The organism is Cupriavidus sp. KK10 (assembly GCF_018223725.1).
Taxonomy (GTDB): domain Bacteria; phylum Pseudomonadota; class Gammaproteobacteria; order Burkholderiales; family Burkholderiaceae; genus Cupriavidus; species Cupriavidus necator.
Window position 1 is genome coordinate 1,368,051 of the sequence record NZ_CP073678.1, and the last position, 21,669, is coordinate 1,389,719.

The following is a 21,669-nucleotide window of genomic DNA, read 5'->3' on the forward strand; positions in this document are numbered from 1 at the left end:
TCCGCTTTAGTCCACCGGCACCCACCTCGCCAGCAGGCGGCGCGCGGCAAACGCAGCGCCAGCATAGCCCAGCAGGATGGCCGCGAGCAGCGGCCAGTAAGCGCCCGGCAGCGGGTGCATGCCCAGCGGTGTGGCCAGCGGCGAGTAGGGCAGCCAGGCGCCGACGAGGCACAGCCCGACCGTAGTGGCCAGCAAGGCCTGGCTGGACCGGCTCTCGATGAAGGGCAGCCTGCGCGTGCGGATAATGTGGACAATGAGCGTCTGCGAGAACAGGGACTCGATGAACCAGCCGGTCTGGAACAGCGCCGCGTGCGCAGGCGTATTGGCGCCCAGCAGCCAGAACAGCGCGGCGAAGGTCAGGTAGTCGAAGAATGAGCTGACCGGGCCCATGCCAAGGATGTACTCCCCCATCTTGCCGACCTCCCAGCGCCTGGGCCTGCGCAAGGACTCGTCGTCGACATTGTCGGTGGGCAGGGCCGTCTGGGAAAAATCGTAGAGCAGGTTGTTGGTCAGGAGTTGGATCGGCGCCATTGGCAGGAAGGGCAGCCAGGCGCTTGCTCCCAGCACGCTGAAGATATTGCCGAAATTGGAGCTGGCGCTCATGCGCAGGTACTTGAGCAGGTTGGCGAAGACCCGCCGCCCCTCCATGACGCCGTCATGCAGCACCAGCAGGCTCTTTTCCAGCAGGATGACGTCGGCTGACTCGCGGGCGATATCGGCCGCGCTGTCCACGGAAATGCCGACGTCGGCGGCGCGCAGCGCCGGCCCGTCGTTGATCCCGTCGCCCAGCACGCCAACCACCCTGCCATGCTCGCGCAGCGCGCGCACGATGGCTGCCTTGTGCACGGGCGTGAGCTTGGCAAAGATCTGGTTGCGCAGCGCGGCATCGGCCAAGCCCTGGGCATCCAGCTTGTCCAGGTCGCTGCCAAGCACCGGCGCGCTGCGTGCAAGCCCGACCATCTGGCAGATTTTGCTCGCGATGCGTGGACTGTCCCCGGTGAGGATCTTGACGTCGATGCCGCTGTCGGCCAGGGCAGCCAGCGCGGGGGCCGCACTTTCCTTGGGGGGATCGAGAAACGCGATGTAGCCCAGCAAGGTCAGCCCATGTTCGTCGGCCAGGCAGTATGCGTGCGTCTCCGGCGCCTCCGGCAGTTCGCGAAAGGCGATGGCGATGACGCGGAAGCCATCGTCATTCAGGCGATCGCTGATGGCCATCAGGTCACGATAGTGCGTGGTATCCAGCGGCACGCGCTGACCCTCAAGTTCGGCCGCGGTGCAGACGGAGAAGACTTCCTCCACCGCGCCCTTGCAGATCAGCATCCGGGCGTGGGGCGCCTGCACGACGACGGACATGCGCCGGCGGGTAAAGTCGTAGGGAATCTCGTCGATCAGCCGGTAGGCCTGCGCAATTCGCATGCGCTCGCTCAACTCCTCATGCCGCAGCACGGCCACGTCGAGCAGATTATGCAGGCCAGACTGGAAATAGCTGTTGAGATACGCAAACTCCAGCACCCGCTCGCTGTCATGTCCCGCCAGGTCGACATGTTGCTTGAGGATGACAAGGTCCTGGGTCAGGGTCCCGGTCTTGTCCGTGCAAAGCGTGTCCATGGCGCCAAGGTTCTGGATTGCGGCCAGACGCTTGATGATGACCTTGCGCCGGGACATTGCCATCGCGCCCTTTGCCAGGTTGACGGTGACCAGCATCGGCAGCATCTCGGGGGCGAGGCCCACGCCAACCGCCATGGCAAACAGGACCGCTTCAAACCAGTCGCCTTTGGTCAGCCAGTTGATCAGGAACACCAATGGCGACATAACTGCGAGGATCGCCAGCATCAACCGGGCGATGCGGTTCAGGCCAGCTTCGAAATCGGTAGGCGGCTCCTGCCCGGCGATCGACTGCGCGATGTGCCCGAAGATCGCGCGGTCGCCGGTCAGCACGATGACCGCCGTGGCTGTCCCGCTGAATACCGCCGTCCCCATGAGGGCGATATTGGGAAGAAGGCCGGCTTGGGCAGCGGTAGCGACAGCGCAGCGCGCGGGGATTTTTTCCACCGGCATGGATTCGCCGGTCAATGCCGCCTGGTTCACGAACAGGTCTTTGGATGCGAGCAGCCGGGCATCGGCGGGTATCAGGTCACCCGCAGCCAGATGGATGATCTCGCCAGGAACAAGCTCGGCGATCGGGCGCTCCTGCGCGACGGGCGTGCTGGCTGGGTCCGCACGGCGCCGCACGGCGATGGTGGTGTGGACCATCGTACGCAGCGCCGCCACGGCGCGGTCGCTACGCGTTTCCTGCCCCTGCCAGGTGGCAAGCGAGACGCTCAGCACGATCATTCCGCCGATCAAGGCAGCGGCGCTGCAGTCGTGCACAAGCACTGATACCGCCGACAGCACGATCAGCATCACGTTGACGGGGCTAGCCAGCCGCCGGGCCAGGCTGGCAAGCCAGTGTGGGCCATGGTTGGGGGCAATGTGGGGCCACACGTCCCCAGGCGCGAGGCCGCCAAGCCCGCCTCGGTCGCGCCAAGTCTGTCCAGGACTTCGCTGGCATCATGCGTGGCAGCCCATTCCAGTTCGGCTGGCGGGGACGTCACGTGGACGGCGTGCGGCGAGCCCTGCCGGCCCGGGGTTGACGCGGCACGGCGGTCGCCCCCCGGGGGCCGGTCGACCGTAGGGAGGGGCGGCTCTGCATCCTTCTCCATGCCTTACGGAGCCCGTGGCGCGCGCACTAGCAGTACTGGCACCTTCGACCCCTGCACCAGGCCCTCGGCCACGCTGCCCATCACCAGGCGGCGCACCCCGCGCCGGCCGTGGGTGCCCACCACGACCAGGTCGGCGTGGACCCGCTGTGCAGCCGCGTCAATCGCCGTGGCGATGTCGCCAAGGGCAAGGATCTCATCAACCAGTTGCGTGTGGCATTCGACCTTGGCCGCGCGGGCTTTGGCCGCGGCCTCGGCGAGCAGGCTGCGTCCGCCCTCGACCAGGTCGGGGCGCAGGTCGGCCAGGCTGCCGTAGCCCATGTCGTACTTGAGATAGCTGTTGTCGACCACGTGGACGATCTCCAGGCGGGCCTTAAACATGGCCGTGAGCTGGATCGCCTCGGCCAAGGCACGATCGCCGCAGTCGCTGCCGTCGATGGCGACGACGATTGTCTGGTACATGGCGTTGCCTCCTTGTTGAGCGCCCGCGGGCCGGAGTGAAGCGATCCCCGTATGCGGGGACATAGACACTGCTTCCAGCTTAGGGCCGGGAAGGGTGGGCCGGTTGATGCAGGTCAGGGGCACGGCTATCGGCCAGCCCCGGGCGGCATTTAGTACCTTCGTTGACAGGCATCAACGATGCATGCTTTGTCATCCCCTACCTTGGAAAGGAAAGGACCATAGAGCCAAAGCCGAGGCGGCAGCCATGCCGGCCCCGTTAGGGCCGTTTGTACTAGTGCAACCATGGTGACCAAATATGGACGAAGAGATCAGACAGAAGATCCTGACCTTGTTGAACCAACACAGGATCATGACGCTTGCCACCCTGAGGCCGGATGGCTGGCCTCAGGCTACCACTGTAGGTTATGTGAATGAGGGTCTCACGCTCTACTTCCTCTGTGGTCCGAGCAGCCAAAAGGCGGCCAATCTGGCATTGGATGACCGTGTCTCGCTGACAATCGATCACGATACGCCAGATCTCATGGCGATTACCGGCCTGTCCATGGCGGCGCACGCGCAACTGGTGGTCGATGTGGCCTTAGCGGAGAGGATCCTGCGGATGTTCCCATTCAAGTATCCGGAGCAGATTGCCTTGCCGGTGCCGATGCCGACCACGGCGGACGTCCGAATATTCAGGGTGATCCCAATGGTCATTTCCGTGCTCGATTATTCCAAGGGCTTTGGGCATACGGATCTTGTCACCTGCTGACCTCTGGTCCCTGTAAGCCCACCGAGGAGTATTCGCTTCGCGTGGTCGAGCAATGGAAGCTGGGACGCAAGCGCGTCGATGACGGCGCGCTGCTCATCATCGCCAAGGATGACCGCGCGCTTCATACTGAGGTGGGCTACGGCCTCGAAGGCGTCCTGACTGACGCCGCGAGCAAGCGCAACATCAGTGAAGATATCGTGCCCCGATTCAAGCAGGGCGATTTTTATGGTGGTGTGTCTGCGGGCATCGACCGCATGCTTGGGGTCATCGAAGGGGAGCCGCTGCCACCGCCGGAGGAAACGGCAGGGGATCGGGGCGACCCCATGCGGCAACTGATGCCAATCCTCCTTGTGCTCACGCTGATCCCGGGTGGGGTTCTGCGCTCCATGCTGGGGCGCTCCCGGGTGCAGTCGCGACCGGTGGGGCCGTTGGTGTGGTCGCGTGGATGCTCTCCGGCGCCATCTTTGCCGGCATGGTTGCGGGAGCAGTCGCGCTCTGTTCACGCTAATGGGTGGCTCGCACATGGGCTTGCTAACTATTGGCGGTCGCTCGGGAAGAAATGGCGGCCGCTCGGGCCCTGGCGGATTCGGCGGCGGTGGCGGCGGCTTTGGCGGTGGCGGTGCCTCCGGTAAGTGGTGAAGGTGAAAGTTTGTCGTGCGGCATCTGCGGAGGACTCAATGGCAACTGAGGGTCGCTCGCAGGAACTTTGCGCGCAATCGAGCAAGGTGGCCGCGGGTTCCGTGCCGGACGTTGCGCTGGGACAAGGGCTGCGGCCAGACAGCAGCTAGCCTCTAGCTATACGGCCGACAAAGGGCGCAGCCACCTTGAGGAGTCGAACATGGCGATATTTATCATGGAAACCCGTGTCTCCGTGGAGTCCCTACGGCAGCCGCGATCGTTTGAGGCATTGGAACGCGGCGTTGCCGGCTATCTGGAAAAAGTCTGTCCGGATGTGAAATGGCTGGGCAGCTATGCGACCCTCGGGCCCTATGATTATCTCGATATCTTCGAGGCCAACGACATCGAAACCGCCATGCAGGTATCGGTCCTGGTGCGGGCGTATGGTCACGGAGAGGCCTCGGTGCATCCGGCGGTGGACTGGGGGCGATTCAAGCACCTGGTGCGGAATCTGCCGGAACTACCACCCGTGTGAGCAAGGCCATGTGGATCGGTGTGCCCAAAGAGATCAAAGACAACGAGTACCGGGTTGGCCTGACGCCTGCCTGCGTGCGCGAACTTGTCAGCCGCGGTCACCAGGTCATGGTCCAGGCTGGGGCCGGGACCGCGCTTGGTCTTTCCGACGCGCAATACGAAGCGGCTGGCGCGAAGCTGGCTGCCGATGCGAAGGCCGTATTCGACCGGGCCCAGATGATTGTCAAGGTCAAGGAGCCACAACCACGCGAACTGGCGCTGCTCAAGCCCGGGCAGATCCTCTACGCATACCTGCATCTGGCCGCGGACCGTGAGCTGACTGCCGCGCTGCTGAAATCCGGTGCGGTCTGCATTGCCTATGAGACGGTTACGGGCCCTGACGGTGGTCTGCCGTTGTTGGCCCCCATGAGCGAGGTGGCCGGCCGCATGTCAGTCCAGGTGGCGGCCGCCTACCTCGAGAAGCCGCACGGCGGCATGGGACTGCTGCTCGGCGGCGTCCCCGGCGTTGCGCCGGCACATGTCGTGGTGATCGGTGCCGGCGTGGTGGGCGCCAATGCTGTCCAGATCGCGGTTGGCATGGGGGCGCGCGTGACGGTATTGGACAAGAATATCGATCGTCTGCGGCATCTCGGCGCTGCGTACGGCAATCAAGTCGTGACGGTCTACTCCAGCGCGGACAGTATCGAGCGCGCGTTGCTCTCGGCCGATGCGGTCATCGGCGCGGTGCTGCCGGGCGCCGAGGCGCCCAAGCTGGTCACGCGCGCGATGGTGGCGCGCATGAAAGCGGGTTCGGTGCTGGTGGACGTGGCGATAGACCAGGGAGGCTGCGCCGAGACATCGCGTCCGACCAGCCATACGGATCCGACCTATGTGCTGGACGGCGTGCTGCACTACTGCGTGACTAACATGCCGGCTGCCGTGGCCAGGACCTCCACCTTTGCCCTGAACAACGCCACGATCGGTAATGCGATGGCCCTTGCCGACAAGGGATGGTCCCGCGCGCTCTCAGACGATCCCCACCTGCGGGCCGGGCTAAATATCTGTCGCGGGAGCGTGACCTATGCAGCCGTCGCAAGCGCTCATGGCTACGACCATGTACCCGCAGAGCAGGTGCTGGCCTGAACGGGGCCGACAGACAGGAGTATCCGACTGTACGGCCGACACGTTGCTGTCCGCCGCCTATGGCGGCGCAAGCCCCACGGCTGACAAGGCAAGATGAAACTTCCCCGCAATCTTCCCGACAATCAGCAGGTCGCCCATTGCCTGCAGGAAGCTGCGCAGCACCTGGAAGAGCAGGGCGCGAACCCGTTCCGGGTCGGCGCATACCTGGCTGCCGCGGACACCGTTGCCAACCTTGATGCCGATATCCGGGCGCTCTTTGACGAGGGGGGCATTGATGCGCTTGATGCGCTGCCCCGCATTGGCAAGGGAATCGCGGGGGCGATCGCAGAAATGCTTATTACCGATCGCTGGCGCCAACTGGAGCGACTTCGCGGTGGAGAGGACGATGCGGGGCTATTCCAGACGGTGCCGGGGATTGGCCACGAACTCGCCACCCGCATCCGTGACACCTTGCATATCGATACCCTTGAAGCGCTGGAGCTTGCGGCTCGCGACGGCCGTCTCGAGCGGGTCGAAGGCGTTGGCCCGCGTCGCCTGGCAGGCATTCGCGCTGCGCTGGATGAAATCCTGAGCCGGCAGCGTCAGTGGCGAGTCCTGCATCAGCGCAAGGCACCGCTGATGGAGCCGTCCGTATCTATGTTGCTGGAGATAGATCGCGTCTATCGCGAGAAGGCCGCCGCTGGTGCGCTGCCGACCATTGCCCCAAAGCGATTGAACCCAGAGGGAAAAGCGTGGCTGCCGGTCCTGCATGTGACCAAGGATCAGTGGCACTTTACGGCGCTGTTTTCCAATACCCAGCGCGCCCATGAACTCCGGCGTACCGCAGACTGGGTGGTCATCTACTTCTACGACGCCGGCCACGAAGAGGGCCAGCGAACCGTCGTTACCGAGACTCGCGGTTCATTGATCGGCAGCAGGGTCGTGAGAGGGCGTGAGTTGGAGTGCAGGGCACAATACCTGGAGCGGGCGCCGTAGTCGCCCCACGCGGCGGATCAATCTGCCGCGTCTGGCTCCTGTAGCCTTGAGCGGATCTCGTTGCGTGCCGTGTCGCGCAGTCGCAATAATGCTGGCCAGTCATTGCCTGATGCGAACGCGGCTTCGCCGGCAACGAGTGCCAACGAAGCACGACTCGGCCACCAGCGCCCGTCCCGCAGCAATGAGCGGGTGCCGATCAGGGCGATGGGAATAACCGGCGCCCGCGCGCGGGCGGCGCACCGGAACGCGCCCAGCCGGAAAGGCCTCAATCCGGGCTCTCGCCGGAAGGTGCCCTCGGGGAAGAAGACGAGGGATTCGCCCCCCAGGATTCGCTTCTCCAGCGCACTGGTATCTTCGACCCCACGCGCGGGGTCGAAGCGCTCGACGAAGGCGCAGCCAAGCCTGCCCAGGAGCATCGCCAGCGGCGGGCTCCGCAGCAGTTCCTGCTTCGCCACAAAGGTGAAGTGGGGAGGCAGCACCGCCGTGAGCAGAATCACATCGGTGTAGCTGGCGTGGTTGGCCACGATGACCACCGGCGCCGACCGGCCGAGGTCGGGCAGGCCTTCGATCTTTGGAGACAGCCCAGTCAGCGCGAGGCCGAGCCGGGCGCTGGCCCGCGCGATCCGCCGACGCAGCGGGCGCCCCGGCAAGAGCACCACCAGCAGACAGGCTGGCAGGGCAAACAGGACGCAAACCGTCCATACCCAGGCACCCCAGATCCACGCTGAGGCCTGATGCAGGAAGCGCGCGAACTGGATGCTTGCGCCAGAGATGGCAATCCGTAGCAGTTGACGCCAGGGCGCGCGCGGCGTGCCATGGATCTCGCCCCGTTCGTACAACTCCCGGCAGGCGGCGCGGCGCAGCTTGCCACTGGACGTCTTGAGTACCGTGCGCGGCGGCGCCAGCACCACTTCGTCGACAGGCATGCCCATCAGGTCTACCGCCAGATGGCTGATTTCGGCACGTATCCGGCTGCGCGCGTCATCGTCCTCTTCGCGCGTCTCGGCCAGAACGACCAGGCGCTCGGTACCGGAGCATGTATCGGTGGCGGGGAAGACCGCGATACCGCCTTTGCGCACGCCGGCCAGCCGGCTGATCGCCTCTTCGAGCTCCTGCGGGAACAAGTGCTGGCCAGCGCGAATAATGATGTCCTTGAGGCGCCCTGTCAGATAAAGCTCGCCGGCTGCGATATAGCCCATGTCGCCGCTCCTCAGCCATGGACCATCGAACAGGCCCGCTGTGGCGTCGAGGTTGCGGAAGTAGCCCGTGGTCGCGGACGGGCCTCGGAACTGGACATGCCCCAGCGCGCGTTCGGGCAACTCGTGCCCGGCTGGATCGGTGATGCGGATCTGATGGCCCGGCAGCGGCAGGCCGCTGGAGACCAGCCTGAGCGCCCTGCGCCCCGACCGGTCCGGCGCACGGGCGATACCCTGGCGCGCGAGCGCATCCCGATCGATTTGGTCGACGCACGGCCCACGTCCTGTTGGCGGGAACGCAAGTCCGACCGAGCATTCGGCGAGGCCGTATACAGGGGTCATGGCGGCGCGATCGAAGCCATACCTGGCAAAGCGTGCGGCAAAGCGCTCAATGGTTTCCGGGCTGACCGGCTCAGCACCGTTGTATGCCAGACGCCACGAACTCAGGTCCAGGCCGGCAAGATCCTTTTCATCAATCTTGCTCGCGCAGAGCTCGTAGGCGAAGTTGGGCGCCGCGGACACGGTGCCGCGATGTTGGTGAATGGCCCACAGCCAAGAGGCAGGGCGCGTCAGGAAATCAGTGGGCGACAGCAGCACCAGGCGGAATCCAAGCTGCAGACCCCCCATGCAGGCTCCGATCAGGCCCATGTCGTGGTACAGCGGCAGCCACGACACAAAGACATCGGCCGCGGTAACATGCGCGGCACGCTCCATCGCTCGTAAGTTGGCGAGCAGATTGGCATGCGTTAGCATGACCCCTTTCGGGTTGCCCGTGCTGCCGGAGGTGTATTGCAGAAAGGCAATGTCATCCGGCCGCCCGCGCCCTGCGCCGCTTGGGCCATCACCAGCGGCGCTGAGATCGGCAGGCGCCAGGATCTTGCGCAGCGCCGCGCATTGCGCGCGCAGCAGGCGCAGCAGGGGCTTGGCCGGTGGCGCAGTCACGAGGATGGCAGCCTCGGCATTGGCAAGGATCCCGGCGCTGCGCCGCATGTGATCCTCGATCTGGGAGAGGCGCGCGGGCGGATAGAGCGGCACGGGGATAAAACCGGCATAGAGGGCGCCGAAGAAGACGTCGAAGAAGTCGCGTCCGGTCGGCAGCATCAGGGCCACCCGGTCACCCGCGGCCAGGCCCTGCCGCGCCAGGCCAGTGGCTACGGCAAGCGCGCCCGCCCGCATTGACCCGTAGCTGAGGTCGCCGCTCCCCTGGAGGGTGGCGTATATCTCATCGCCATGGGACGCTGCATGCCAGTCAATCAGGTCCATGAGCGTAGCGGCACTGTCTGGCGGCCGGTTGGCTGCTGCCGTCCTGGCTGCACCATGCACCACGGGGACCGCGGGCATCGCAGCGGGGATGGCGGCGGCTGCCCCGTGCGCTGTCAGACTGAGCAGGTCACGAGGCGTCTCGGCGGCCATGAGCGCTTCTTCATTGACCCTGGCGCCATATTCGTCCTCGATGCGCGTCAGCAGCTCCGCGCGCGCCAGGCTGTCCAGACCGAAATCGCGCTCGAGCGAATGATCAATCCCCAAAGTGCTGACTTCCTGCGCACCGGGCCGCAACTCTGCCGCCAGCGCGCGTACGATGCCAAGCAGACGTTGCGCATCGGCAGGCCCGGCTTCGGGTGCACAAGGGGGAGTAGGATCGCGCATGTCATTCATTGCATCTTCACTCGCCTGACAACTCAGGGGCGCATTCCGATGGTAGTTGCCCGCCCTTCGGTTTGCGGCCTGAGCAAGACCTTGCCGAGGGCCGACCTGGCCAGCGATGGCCGGAACTCAACGTAGTGGGGCACCTTGTAGCCGGTCAGCTGCGCGCGGCAATGGGCCAGCACTGCCTCGGCGGAAAGCGCGGGATCGCGCCTGACCACCAGGAGCTTGACTGACTCGCCGGAGCGTTCGTCCGCGACGCCGATGGCGCAGGCGTCCCGGATGCCGGGATGCTGCATGGCCACATCCTCGACTTCCTTGGGGTAGACCTTGAAGCCGGATACCACGATGACCTCCTTGCTGCGCGCGAGGAAGCGGATACTGCCTCGGGTGTCCATCACACCCATGTCGCCGGTGCGCATCCACCCGCCGACGCCGAGAACGCGTGCCGTTTCCTCCGGCATATTCCAGTAGCCCCGCATGACCTGCGGGCCTTGCACACAAATCTCGCCCGCCTGGCCCGGAGGGAGGTCCTGACCCGTCTCGTCCCGGATGGCTACCCGTGTGGAGGGCAGCGGCATGCCGACAGCCCCGCTGAACGCCACGCCACCCACAGGATTGATACAGACAACCGGTGCCGCTTCGGTCAGGCCATACCCCTCGATCAACGGAACTCCGGTGGCCTGCTGCCAGTGCAGCGCTACCTCGCGCTGCACTGCCATGCCGCCGGCAACTGCCACCTTGAGGCTGCCGGCGTTTGCCCGGCAGATCTCCGCAAAACCCGGTGCGTCGAGCAATAGCCTGAACAAGGTATTCACCCCGCTGATCGCGCTGAAGCGCGTGGTCCGCAGCGTACGCAGCAGCGTGCGGAGATCGCGCGGGTCGGTGATGAGCACGTTGTTGCCGCCCCATCGCACGAACGTCAACAGGTTCGCCGTCAGCGCAAAGATGTGATGCAGGGGCAGCGGCGTTACCACAACCTCCTTGCCAGCCTGAAGCGTCGCGCCAAGCCAGGCGGAAATCTGCTCGACATTGGCCACCAGGTTGCCGTGCGTGAGGATGGCACCCTTTGGTATCCCGGTCGTGCCACCCGTGTATTGCAGCAGGGCAATATCCTCCGGCGTAAGCGGAGGTTCGTCTGGCGGCTGACGACGGCCACGTCGCAGCGCGGCATGGAAGCTGACCGAACCCGGCAGACGCCAGGGCGGCACGCGACGCTGGATCCACTTGACGAGAAGGTTGACCAGGCGTGCCCGCAACGGAGGGAGAAGATCGCCCACCTTCGTGGTCACGACCTGACGAACGGCAGTGGAGCCGAGAACCGCCTGCAAGGTGTGGGCAAAGTTCTCCAACACGACGATCGCGGTCGCGCCTGAATCTGCAAGCTGATGCCGCAACTCGGGCGCCGTGTAGAGGGGGTTGACGTTGACCACCACCATGCCGGCACGAAGGATCCCGAAGAGCACCACGGGGTATTGCAGCAGGTTTGGCAGCATGATCGCCACGCGAGCACCCCGGCTTAGCCCCTGCTGCTGGAGATACGAGGCAAAGTCGCGCGTCAGGCAATCGAGTTCCGCGTACGTGAGAACAGCTTTCATGCTGGTGAAGGCCTCACGCGTGGCGTATCGCCGGCAACTGTGCGCGAGCATGTCGGCAAGCGAAGCAAAGCGATGGACGTCGACCTCCGCAGGCACGCCTGGGGGATAGTGTTCCACCCAGGTGGGTCTCGGTTCGGGAGACGGGGTTTTCACGTACTCTGGCATATTGCCCCCGATGCTTTTGGCTTGCCCGCCGGCGACACGGACCACCACTGTTCGGCGAAGGGCTTCCATCCGGTGCCATGTGTGCCGGGTGTGCAGGACACGACGTTCTCTAGCCTTCGGGCCGAAGCAAGCTCAACGTGTTGCTGCGGCTTCCAGGTAGGACACGACATCGTCAAGCGTGACGAGCCGGCCGTAGTCTGACTCCGGAATCTCCACCTTCAATTTCTCATGCAGGGCAAGCAGGAAGCGGAGCCAGTCCATGGAATCAAGGTCGACCTCCCTGCGCAGCGGACGATCTGGGCGCAGGGCCTGCGGCTCGATCTCAGGGGCGATCTCGCGTAACGTGGACACGACGATGGCGCGGATACTGGCGTTGTTCATCGATCAAGCTCCTCAGGATGTTGCAGCAGTTCCCGTAGTTCGGTGAGAAAGAGCGCGCCACGATGACCGTCGGAGACACGATGGTCGGCCGAGAGGCTGGCTGTCATGGCTGGCATCACTGTCACTGCACCGTCTTCCGCCCATGGCTGCTCGATGATGCGACCGAAACCCACCAGCGCCACCTGGGGAGGGTAGATGACCCCGAACACCTGTTCCGCGCCCTGATCCCCGAGATTGGTAATGGTGACGGTAGGCTCGGACAACTCGGCACGCCTGAGGGAACCAGCGCGACAGCGTTTGACCAGGTCGGCCAGTTCTTGCATCAGTTGTGCAACTGGCTTGCTGTCGGCATGCAGCAGCGCTGGCGCCACCAGGCCGCCCTGGCGGAGGGATATCGCGACCCCGACGTGCACGGCCGTTGCGGCGCTGAACGCACCGTTGCGGAAGAATCCATTTAACTCGGGGAAGCGCTTGAGAGCGACTGCGACGGCTTTGATCAGCAAGACTGCCAGGAGGGCGCGCTCGGTCATGGGCCGGCCAGCATTTTCCCGTGCGAGCCAGGCGAGCGCAGTGCGCAACGGAATCGTCTCTGCGACGTAGTAATGGGGAATCTCGCGCTTGGCTCGCGCCATCGCCGCGCCAATTGTCTTCCGGATTTCGGCCGATCGGTCGCCTGGCGTGGCGGCGGGCTTGCGCGCTGCTTGCTCGACATCGGCCAGTGTCACCGCGCCACCCGGCCCGGTGCCGGTCAGGGCTTCGACGTCGATCCCCTGTTCCCGAGCGAGCTTGCGCGCTGCCGGGGACACCATGCGTCGACCCTGAGTGCCGCCCGCCGGCTCTGGTCTAGGCGCGTGCCGTATGGCGACCGGTGTTTCGCCAGGCTCAAGGAAGGTCGCCATCAGCGTGCCGACGGGAATCTTGTCTCCCCGCGAAACCAGGAGTTCAGCGACGACACCGTCGTGCCACGTCTCCACCTCGATCGCAGCCTTGCTGGTGTCGACCACGGCGATGATCTGCCCCTTCTTCACGGTGTCGCCGGGCTTCACGGCCCATTCGAGCAGCGTACCCTCATCCATGTCTGCGCCCAGCGAGGGCAGGCGGAATTCGATCACGTTGTCCTCGCCGGAACGATGCGTCGATTGCGGGCACGGGAGGTGAGGGGTGCCGGCTTGCTCATGCGATCAGCTGGCTGGCGGCGGCTGCAATCTTGTCGGCCTGGGGCAGGGCGGCCTCTTCCATATGCCTGGCATAGGGAATCGGTACCTCCGCAGAACAGACTCGTGCGACCGGTGCGTCGAGTTCATAGAAGACCTGTTCGACGATGCGCGCCATCACCTCCGCGGCGAGGCTGACGCTGCGCCAGCCCTCGTCGACGATCACCGCACGACGGCATTTCGCGACGGATGCCATGATGGTCGCATCGTCCAGCGGGCGCAGGACGCGCAAATCGACCACTTCTGCATCGATTCCCTGGGCCGAAAGCAAATCGGCGGCTTGCATCGCCTTGGGCAGGCCGCCACCATACGCGATCAGGGCCACGTCCTTGCCTGTCCGCCTGACCAGTGCCGAATGGATATCCACGACGGACGCTTCCGGGATTTCGCTTTCCACGTTGTACAGGCCTGCATGCTCGAAGATCAGCACTGGGTCGGGGTCGGCTAATGCCGGCGCCAGCATGCGGCGTGCATCCTCGACGGTGGCGGGCGCCAGGACCCTGAGGCCCGGTATACTGGCATACCAGCCCTCGAAGCTGTGGGAATGCTGGGCCGCGACCTGGCGGCCCGCCCCGGTGGCCATCCGGATCACCAGCGGTACGGAGAACTGCCCACCAGACATATGGCGGTACAGGGCTGCGGTATTGACGATCTGGTCGAGTGCGAGCAGGCTGAAATTGACGGTCATCAATTCGACGATGGGGCGCATGCCGCCCAGGGCCGCGCCGATGCCGGCGCCGGTGAAGCCGAGTTCCGAAAGGGGGGTATCGCGGATGCGTTCCGGGCCGAACTCGGCTAGCAGTCCCTTGGAGACCGCATAACTGCCACCGTAGCGGCCAACGTCCTCGCCCATCAGGAAGACGCGACGGTCCTTGGCAAGCGCCTCGCGCAGGGCTTCGCGCACGGCCTCGCGGTAGCTGAGGCGCACGCTCATGGGGTGCCTCCCGCCGGTGAGCACACATCCTTCAGCAGATCCTCGACAGGCTCCAGGGTACCCGCCTCGGCAAAGGCCTCGGCCCTCGCAACCTCCACCCCAACGTCGGCGTCCAGCGAGAGAAATTCGTCTTCCGTCAGCTTGCCTTCCGCCTTCAGCCGCGCGGTGAACGTATGAATGGGACCGCGTGCCTTCCACGCCTCGACTTCGGCCGCCTGGCGATACAGATCCGGGTCGTACATGGAGTGAGCGCGGAAACGATAGGTGCGCAGCTCAAGGAACACCGGCCCCGTGCCGCCCCTGACGCTGGCCACGGCATTCCTGGCAGCTTCGCAGACGGCGACCACGTCCATTCCATCTGCCGCAAAAGCCGGCATCTTGTAGGATGCTGCCTTGACGCAAAGGTCTGTCTGTGACTCATGGCGCTCCAGAGCCGTCCCCATCGCGTAGAGATTGTTTTCGCAGCAGAACAAAAGCGGCAGCTTCCACAATGCGGCCAGGTTCATCGATTCATGGAACGCGCCTTCGGCGACCGCCCCGTCGCCGAAGAAGCAGGCGGTAACGCGCTGGCGGCCCTGCATTTTCTCGGCGAGCGCAAGGCCCACCGCCAGCGGCAGGCCTGCGCCCACGATGGCGTTGCCCCCAAAGAGGCGGGTAGCGCGGCTAAACAGGTGCATGGAGCCGCCGCGGCCTCGCGCACAGCCTTCCTGCTTGCCGTACATTTCGGCCATCAGCACGCCCATGTCCATGCCGCGAACCAGCGCATGCCCGTGTTCGCGATAGGTGGCGACCACATTGTCGTCAGGGGCGAGCGCGTGGAGGACACCAACGCATACGGCTTCCTCGCCGATGTACAGGTGCAGGAAGCCGCGTATCTTGCCCTCGCCGTAGCGCTGCGCGCATGCCTCCTCAAGACGGCGAATACGCACCATGTCGCGCAGCAGCAAAAGCGAGAAAGCCTTGTCATAGGGAACCGGTCCGGCAGGTGGCGGGGGGGCGGGATGCTCGATGTCCATCATGATCCGGTCTCAAGCGTGGAGGTGTCGCCCTCCGGCAGGCCAAGTTCCCGGGCCTTCAGCAATCGGCGCATGATCTTGCCACTGCGTGTTCGTGGCAATTCCGCGAGGAAGGCGATGTCCTTGGGGGCCACCGCCGCGCCGAGGCGGCTCCTGCCATGGCCAAGAAGCTCCAGGCGCAGCGCTTCAGAAGGTTCAAAGCCTTTGTTGAGCGATACGAATGCCTTCACCACTTCCCCTGCCACCGGATCCGGCTTGCCGATGACGCCGGCTTCGGCGACGGCCGGGTGTTCCATCAGCGCACTCTCGACCTCGAAGGGGCCGATCAGGTGTCCCGAAGACTTGATGACGTCATCAGTGCGGCCGACGAACCAGTAGTAGCCGTCGGCATCGCGCCGTGCGAGGTCGCCGGTCAGGTACCATTCGCCGGCGAAGCACTTGCGGTAGCGCGCTTCGTCGTTCAGATAGGCGCGGAACATCGACGGCCAGCCGCTTCTGAGTGCAAGCTCTCCCTCGGTTCCGGGGGTATCGATCAGCTCGGCGCGTCCGTCTTCCTTGCGCAGCACGATGGCCGCGTCCACCCCGGGAAGCGGCCTGCCCATCGACCCAGGCTTGATATCAAAGGCTGGCGTGTTGGCGATCATGATGCCGCCTGTTTCCGTCTGCCACCAGTTGTCGTGAATCGGCAGGCCCAGCACGTTCTTGCCCCACCAGACAGCCTCGGGGTTCAGGGGCTCGCCGACACTGGCGATAAACCGCAGTTTCGGGAAAGCATGCGCTCTGGCCGCATCGGCCCCCGCCTTCATTAGCATGCGGATCGCGGTCGGCGCCGTATACCAGACCGTAACGCCTTCGTCGCGAAGGATTCCATACCAGCGCGCCGCGTCGAATTCTTCGGGGTCCACAATAGACGTTATGCCATGCAGCAATGGGGCGATGGCACCGTAGGATGTGCCGGTCACCCAGCCCGGATCGGCCGTGCACCAAAAGATGTCTTCCGGATGAAGATCGAGCGCATACCTGCCGGTTGCCCAATGGGTGAGCGCCGCGCCATGGACGTGCACCGCCCCCTTTGGCGTGCCGGTCGTGCCACTGGTGAAATGCAACAGCGCCATGTCTTCGGATGTGGTGGGCGTGATCTCGCACGCGTCCGTCGCGCTGCGCATCATTGCAGCCAGGTCAAGCGTGCCCGGTATTGCGGTGGGGCCGCCGTCTTCGGCGACCAGCAGAACGTGCTTGAGGCTAGGTATGCGGTCGCGCCATGCGGCGACCTTGCGCATGAAGAGTTCATCGGTGGTGACCAGCACCGAGCCCTTGCCAAGGTTCAGTCGCGTGGCGATCGGCTCGGGGCCGAATGCCGAGAACAGCGGCGAGACCACGCAGCCGTTCTTCAGGGCGCCGAGCAGGGCCGTATATAGCTCCGGGATGCGCCCAGCGAGAATGAAGAGCCGGTCTCCCTTGCCCACGCCGAGTTCGCGCAGGACGTTACAGAAGCGATTAGTGAGACCGGCCAGCTCTGCGTAGGTAACGGCGTGCGCTGCCGGTCCGCCGCGGGAAAGAAAGCGGAATGCGACCTTGTCACCCGCACCACTTTCCACATGGCGGTCCACCGCCTGCCAGGCGATATTGAGTCCGCCATCGGGCTGGATGCCGAGGGTCCCGCGGGTGGGGTCCCAGGAAAAGCCACGACGCTCCGCCTCATAGTCGGCAAAATTTGGCGCAACACGCAGGTCCGCTGCCGTCTTGTGGATGATTGTTGACAGATCCATTCTGGCGCTTGGTCTCCTTGGGACCACTATAGGAGCCGGGGCAGGCAGCGAAAAGCGGTGCGGCCAGCGCTGCCCGGCCGTCCTCTACCCACGCGGGCAAGGGCGCGCCCGGACCGCTTTAGGGAAGGCATCGGGGCTAACGGTCAGGGTCAGGCTGCCGTAGGGAGCGTTCTCGGTACTTCCGGCATGTCTCTTCCATCTTTCGCCTGTCTGATGCTCATACAGACGAGATCCTTGTCCTTGCTTGCTCGGCGGCAGCAACATGATGCTTGACCGCGATAAAGCTATCGGGACTCACCGACATCGAATCGATGCCGCTTTCGACGAGGTACCCAGCGAACTCCGGGTGATCGCTAGGCGCCTGGCCGCACAAGCCGACATCGGCCCCGGCCTTGTGCGCCTCTGCGATGACGCTGTGGATCATCCATTTGACAGCGTCGTCCTGCTCGTCGAACAACTCCGCGAGTTCTGCCGAATCGCGGTCTACGCCAAGCGTGAGCTGAGTCAGGTCATTGCTGCCGATTGAAAACCCATCGAAGCGCCTGGCGAACTCGCCTGCCAGGATCACGTTCGACGGAATCTCGCACATGACATATACGTTCAGGCCGGCTTCGCCGCGCACGAGGCCGTTCTCCGCCATGACCTCAAGTACGCGGTCCGCCTCTTTTGCGGAGCGGCAGAATGGGATCATGACGATCACATTGGTGAATCCCATCTCCCTGCGCAGGCGGCAAATCGCCTGGCATTCCAGCGCGAAGCCCTCCCGATAGCGGGGAGAGTAGTATCGCGACGCCCCGCGGAATCCAAGCATCGGGTTCTCCTCCCGGGGCTCGAATTCCGCGCCGCCGATCAGATGGGCGTACTCGTTGGTCTTGAAGTCGCTCATGCGGACCACTACCGGATGTGGATACTGGACAGCGGCAATTCTCCCCAGTCCGCGCGCGAGCCGGTCGACAAAGTACTCCGTCTTGCTTTCGTATCCAGCGGTCAAGCCGGCAATTGTCTGCTTCGCCTCATCGTCCTTTAGCGTGTCGTAGCGGACCAGCGCCATTGGATGGATCTTGATGTGATTGTTGATCACGAACTCCATCCGCGCCAGCCCGACGCCATCGGCCGGGATCCGCCACCAGCGGAACGCTGCTGCGGGGTTGGCAAGGTTCAGCATGACCTTGGTATGGGTTGCCGGGATACTGCCAAAGTCGATTTCCTCGACTTCATAGTCGGCGGTGCCTTCGTAGACAAAGCCCTCGCGACCTTCCGCGCAGGAAACGGTGACCTCTTGCTCGTCGTGCAGCAGATGGGTCGCATTGCCCGTGCCGACGATCGCCGGAAGCCCAAGCTCACGGCTTACGATGGCTGCGTGCGAGGTGCGGCCGCCGTGGTCGGTGACGATGGCAGCTGCACGCCGCATGACGGGCACCCAGTCGGGGTCCGTGGATTGGGTCACGAGGATAGCACCGTCGACGAAGCGTCCCATCTCGCGTGGGCTCTCGATCACGCAAACCACGCCCGCCGCGACGGCATCCCCGATGCTCACGCCCGATGCCAGCTTGCGGCCGGCCTTCTTGATGCGGTAGGTCTTCACCGCGCTCGCCTCGCGTCGCGACTGGACGGTTTCCGGTCTGGCCTGGACGATAAACATCTCTGCGCTCTCGCCGTCCTTCGCCCATTCGATGTCCATGGGCTGGCCATAGTGGTCTTCGATCGTGCGGGCCCAGCGCGACAAGGTAAGAATCTCCTCATCTCCCAACACGAAGGACGCGCGTTCTGCCTTCGATGTCGGGACATACTTGGTCGGACCGCGGCTATCGCTCGTGTAGATCATCTTGCGGCTCTTGTCGCCGAGCTTCTTCCCGATGATCGGCGTGAGTGACGGGTCGGACAGAAGCGGCTTGAACACCTCGTATTCGTCCGGTTCGACGGTGCCCTGCACGACGCTCTCGCCCAGACCCCAGGCGGCGTTGATCAGGGCCACCTTGTCGAAGCCAGTTTCGGTGTCTATCGAGAACATCACACCGGCGCCGCTCAGGTCGGATCGCACCATGCGTTGGACGCCGACCGACAACGCAACCTTCAGATGGTCGAAGCCCTTCGCCTGCCTGTAGCTGATCGCGCGGTCGGTGAAAAGCGAGGCGTAGCAGCGCCGGCAAGCGTCAAGGAGTGCACGATCACCCCGGATATTGAGGAAGGTTTCCTGTTGTCCGGCGAAGCTGGCATCCGGCAAGTCCTCGGCGGTCGCGCTCGAGCGCACGGCGACGTCCATGTTGACCCGTCCGGTCCGGCGGTTCAGCTCTTCATAAGCCAGACGGATCGCCTCAGCCGTTTCTCTGGGCCATTCGCCGCGGAGGATGAGCTGACGAATGGCGGCCCCGGCCTCGGAGAGGGAAACCTTGCCGTCAGCAAGTTCGCTGAGAACCCTGGACACGGTTTCCTGCAGGCCATTCGTGTCGATGAAGCGCCAGTATGCATCCGCCGTCACTGCGAACCCCGGGGGAATCTTGACGCCTGCGGGCGCGAGGTTGGCCACCATCTCCCCCAGCGACGCGTTCTTGCCACCGACGCGAGGAACATCGGCCCGTCTTAGATCTTCGAACCAGACAACCTGCGTATGTTCGTTGGACATGTGCTGCTCCTTCTCGGTGGACTTATACAGACGCCTAAGCAAATCCAGGATTCCCTTTCAACGCCTAACGTCTGGGAAGCTGCCAAGGGGGGTGAACAGCGCTAGCGAGCGACTGACTGATTCACACTAGTGGTGAAATGGCATTGTGGCTTGATACAACGCAAGCCCCCACAAGGCACCCACAAGGCAAGCTTCACCGGCGGCAACTCTGTGCACTGAAGGCGGCACTGGTGCGAAACACGGCGGGATAAGTCGACGCAACGCGATGCAGAGTACGCCGTGTAGGCGCGGGGCGATCATCTCGATGTTGACGTGCATCATGCTTGGCCGCCAGGCGAGCTCCGATAATGAGAAATGGAGACTCAGGCGACAACATTCGCTTTTCGAGCTACGGCACACCAACCCGGTCGCCCGGCGCTTTCGAAGTCCCTGCACAGGAGAGCATCATGGTCTTCAAAACCGTATTGGTCGAACTCGGGCGTGACACAGGCTGCGCCGCTCGTGTAGGCGTTGCAGCGGACCTCGCCAAGCGCTCCGGCGGTCATGTGGTGGGATTGACCGCGACCGGCGTGCCGTTCGAGCGGATTCCGGACGCCGGCAGCGATGCAGAGCGGTACGTGGATGTGGCCAGGGTCGGCCTGGCGGCGCAGGCGGAAGAGATGGGCGTCGCGTTCCGGCGCCTGATGGAGCAGGCAGCGCCTGGGGTGGCACATACCCACCGCGTGGTCGAGGAAGACCCGGGATGGGCGTTGGCGCAGGAAGGCCGAGTATCAGACATCGTCGTGCTGGCACCACCGCCCGACCCGTATTCGGTAGGCAGCCTTGCAGCCGAGACCGCCGAATATGTACTGCTAAATGCCGGCAGGCCCGTGTTGCTGGTGCCGGATACTTACCAGCAGGCGGAGATGGAACATATCGTGATCGCTTGGGATGGCTGGCGAGAGGCCGCTCGCGCCGTGGCGGACGCGATGCCGCTATTGCTGTGCGCAGAGCGGGTCACTATCGTGGCAGTATGGAACCGGGACGACCGGCCTACTCCAAAGTCGGAACCAGTCGCGGGCCTGCGTCAATACCTCGAGCGGCATGGCATCGTCGCGGGGGTGTACAACGAACCGACGAGCGAGGCGGTTGGCCGGGTGCTGCTTGAGGCTTCACGGAGCCTGAACGCGGACCTACTGGTGGCCGGTGGCTACGGACATTCCCGCATGCGCGAGGTGATGCTGGGCGGCACCACGCGGACGCTGATGCACCATGCCGGGATGCCACTGCTGCTGTCGCACTGAATGGCGGCGAAGCGCTGTGTGCCACATGCTCACCGCGATTGCGCGGCACGAAGACCGGTGGGCCTGCGCATGTCGCTGATCAGGTCGCGAATTCGCAACCGGTCGGTCAGGGGGACTTTAGGGCTTCGTTGACTGGCATCAACCCGCATGCCCTTGCGACCGCTACTTTGGAAATAACCATAGCCGAAGCCGAGGTCGCCATGTTCCGCCGAATTCTCCTAGCCATCGATGGCAGCCGTTCATCCTTAAGTGCCCTGGAGCAGGCAGTGTCCATGGCGCTGGCCACCCACGCCGAGGTCAGGGCCATGTTCGTCGTCGACGACAGCGACCTGTTCTTCGAGATCAGCGCGCGTGACCGGCCTGGGCTAATGGCCGACATCATTGCTTATGGCAAGCAGGTGCTGGCTCGCGCCGGCGAGCGCCTGAGTGCCTCCGGCGTGCGCTGGAGCAGCAGGTTGGCCGAGACGCCCGGCACCCCTGCGAGGATTGCCGAGGCGATCGTCGCGGAAGCGGACCACTGGAGCGCGGACCTGATCGTCATGGGCACACACGGCCATCGCGGCGTGCGGCACATGGTGCTGGGCTCGGTCTCGGAGCACGTGGTCAGCAAGACGGTTCGCCCCATACTGCTCGTTCGGCAGCAGTCACGCAGCGATAGCCCCTGACCGTTCCGTCCCGGTCCGCGGAT

General features: G+C 64.4%; 16 protein-coding genes and 1 pseudogene. 7 read left to right on the top strand and 10 right to left on the bottom strand.

The features are described 5' to 3' along the window. Positions 1-6: 6 nt before the first annotated feature. Both mgtA and KB879_RS37765 read right to left on the bottom strand, forming a co-directional pair. Positions 7-2,484 (bottom strand): magnesium-translocating P-type ATPase, encoded by a 2,478-nt coding sequence (gene mgtA, locus KB879_RS37760; RefSeq protein WP_211982977.1) that lies wholly within the window; start codon positions 2,482-2,484, stop codon positions 7-9. Positions 2,485-2,705: 221 nt separating this feature from the next. Then, complete coding sequence (locus KB879_RS37765; RefSeq protein ID WP_211982979.1) at positions 2,706-3,161, bottom strand: universal stress protein; 456 nt, start codon at positions 3,159-3,161, stop codon at positions 2,706-2,708. 295 nt (positions 3,162-3,456) lie between these two features. Between KB879_RS37765 and KB879_RS37770 the strand changes: the two genes are divergently transcribed. The 5 genes and pseudogenes from KB879_RS37770 (at position 3,457) to KB879_RS37790 (ending at position 7,158) form a co-directional block, all read left to right on the top strand. Further along, positions 3,457-3,909, top strand: coding sequence for a pyridoxamine 5'-phosphate oxidase family protein (locus KB879_RS37770; RefSeq protein WP_153954479.1), 453 nt, complete (start codon positions 3,457-3,459; stop codon positions 3,907-3,909). Between the two features lie 23 nt (positions 3,910-3,932). After that, a pseudogene (locus KB879_RS37775) lies at positions 3,933-4,548 on the top strand (YgcG family protein); the annotation flags it as partial. 199 nt (positions 4,549-4,747) lie between these two features. Then, positions 4,748-5,062, top strand: a complete 315-nt coding sequence (locus KB879_RS37780; RefSeq protein WP_153954480.1) for a GYD domain-containing protein — start codon at positions 4,748-4,750, stop codon at positions 5,060-5,062. An 8-nt stretch (positions 5,063-5,070) separates the two neighbouring features. Next, positions 5,071-6,183 (top strand): alanine dehydrogenase, encoded by a 1,113-nt coding sequence (ald, locus tag KB879_RS37785; protein ID WP_211984572.1) that lies wholly within the window; start codon positions 5,071-5,073, stop codon positions 6,181-6,183. A 93-nt stretch (positions 6,184-6,276) separates the two neighbouring features. Beyond that, on the top strand, positions 6,277-7,158 hold the full coding sequence (locus tag KB879_RS37790) for a helix-hairpin-helix domain-containing protein (RefSeq protein ID WP_153954481.1): 882 nt from the start codon (positions 6,277-6,279) through the stop codon (positions 7,156-7,158). A 17-nt stretch (positions 7,159-7,175) separates the two neighbouring features. Here KB879_RS37790 and KB879_RS37795 read toward each other — a convergent pair whose 3' ends face one another. The 8 genes from KB879_RS37795 to ppsA all read right to left on the bottom strand — a co-directional run bounded on the left by KB879_RS37795 (position 7,176) and on the right by ppsA (position 19,698). Further along, positions 7,176-10,010, bottom strand: a complete 2,835-nt coding sequence (locus tag KB879_RS37795; RefSeq protein ID WP_249221420.1) for an AMP-binding protein — start codon at positions 10,008-10,010, stop codon at positions 7,176-7,178. Between the two features lie 23 nt (positions 10,011-10,033). After that, entirely contained in the window at positions 10,034-11,713 is a 1,680-nt protein-coding gene (locus KB879_RS37800; protein WP_338084280.1) for an AMP-binding protein, read from the bottom strand. A 180-nt stretch (positions 11,714-11,893) separates the two neighbouring features. Beyond that, on the bottom strand, positions 11,894-12,142 hold the full coding sequence (locus tag KB879_RS37805; protein ID WP_153954483.1) for an acyl carrier protein: 249 nt from the start codon (positions 12,140-12,142) through the stop codon (positions 11,894-11,896). Beyond that, on the bottom strand, positions 12,139-13,254 hold the full coding sequence (locus tag KB879_RS37810; protein ID WP_211982981.1) for a dihydrolipoamide acetyltransferase family protein: 1,116 nt from the start codon (positions 13,252-13,254) through the stop codon (positions 12,139-12,141). The genes KB879_RS37805 and KB879_RS37810 overlap by 4 nt, the downstream gene beginning before the upstream one ends. Positions 13,255-13,315: 61 nt before the next feature. Further along, entirely contained in the window at positions 13,316-14,290 is a 975-nt protein-coding gene (locus tag KB879_RS37815) for an alpha-ketoacid dehydrogenase subunit beta (protein WP_211982983.1), read from the bottom strand. Continuing rightward, on the bottom strand, positions 14,287-15,309 hold the full coding sequence (gene pdhA / locus KB879_RS37820) for a pyruvate dehydrogenase (acetyl-transferring) E1 component subunit alpha (RefSeq protein ID WP_153954485.1): 1,023 nt from the start codon (positions 15,307-15,309) through the stop codon (positions 14,287-14,289). The genes KB879_RS37815 and pdhA overlap by 4 nt, the downstream gene beginning before the upstream one ends. Continuing rightward, positions 15,306-17,075 (bottom strand): acetate--CoA ligase, encoded by a 1,770-nt coding sequence (gene acsA, locus KB879_RS37825; protein ID WP_211982986.1) that lies wholly within the window; start codon positions 17,073-17,075, stop codon positions 15,306-15,308. Before acsA ends, pdhA begins: the two co-directional genes overlap by 4 nt. A 217-nt stretch (positions 17,076-17,292) precedes the next feature. Then, positions 17,293-19,698 (bottom strand): phosphoenolpyruvate synthase, encoded by a 2,406-nt coding sequence (gene ppsA, locus KB879_RS37830; protein ID WP_211982988.1) that lies wholly within the window; start codon positions 19,696-19,698, stop codon positions 17,293-17,295. Between the two features lie 446 nt (positions 19,699-20,144). On the opposite strand from ppsA, the gene KB879_RS37835 reads away from it, so the two are divergent. Together KB879_RS37835 and KB879_RS37840 are read left to right on the top strand one after the other, a co-directional pair. Further along, positions 20,145-20,981 carry a universal stress protein gene (locus KB879_RS37835; RefSeq protein WP_153954488.1) on the top strand — a complete coding sequence of 279 codons (837 nt, stop codon included), beginning with the start codon at positions 20,145-20,147 and terminating at the stop codon, positions 20,979-20,981. Positions 20,982-21,181: 200 nt separating this feature from the next. Continuing rightward, entirely contained in the window at positions 21,182-21,646 is a 465-nt protein-coding gene (locus KB879_RS37840; RefSeq protein WP_211982990.1) for a universal stress protein, read from the top strand. The last annotated feature ends 23 nt before the right edge of the window (positions 21,647-21,669 follow it).